The 784-nt window shown below is 64.0% G+C and carries 1 protein-coding gene; it reads right to left on the reverse strand.

The annotated features are described in order from the left end of the window. A partial coding sequence (locus ACRYR9_RS19730; RefSeq protein WP_432540222.1) for a DNA translocase FtsK occupies window positions 1-784 on the reverse strand: 784 nt, incomplete at both ends.

Below are 784 nucleotides of genomic sequence, written 5' to 3' on the forward strand. Positions count from 1 at the left end.
GATCAACGGCAGCGTGGAAAGCGGCTCCGGCGCTTCAGGCGTCAGCGAGAACGGGTTTGGCACCTTGCGGCCAGCCTGCTCTGCCGCGCGGATCTTCTGGTTGTAGCCGGCCAGATTGCGCACGCCCAGGGTCGACATCAGGCGGTAGCGCTTCTCCATTTCGCCCACGCACCAGTTGAGCGCGTGCGCGGCCTGCTTCATGTCGGTCACGACTGGCGCGAGCAGATGCGGAATGCCCTCGTACACCGAGAGCTCCAGCATCTTCGGGTCGATCAGGATCAGGCGCACCGCATCGGCCTTGGCCTTGTAGAGCAGCGACAGGATCATCGCGTTGATCCCGACCGACTTACCCGAACCCGTGGTACCGGCCACCATGCAGTGCGGCATCTTGGCCAGATCGGCCACCACCGGCTTGCCGGCGATGTCCTTGCCGAGCGCCATCGTGAGCTGCGAAGCGCTCTCGTTGTAGACCTGCGAGCCGAGAATCTCCGACAGGCGCACCGCCTGACGCTTCGGATTCGGCAGCTCCAGGCCCATGAAATTCTTGCCCGGAATCGTCTCCACCACGCGGATGGACACCAGCGACAGCGAACGCGCTAAGTCCTTGGCGAGGTTGACGATCTGGCTGCCCTTCACGCCCGTGGCGGGCTCAATCTCGTAGCGCGTGATGACCGGGCCCGGGTAGGCCGCCACCACCTGCACTTCCACGCCAAAGTCCTTGAGCTTTTTCTCGATCAGGCGCGAGGTGAATTCCAGCGTCTCGGCGCTCACGGTTTCCACCACC

Origin of the sequence: Kineococcus auxinigenes, from assembly GCF_050871525.1 — a bacterium.
GTDB lineage: Bacteria > Actinomycetota > Actinomycetes > Actinomycetales > Kineococcaceae > Kineococcus.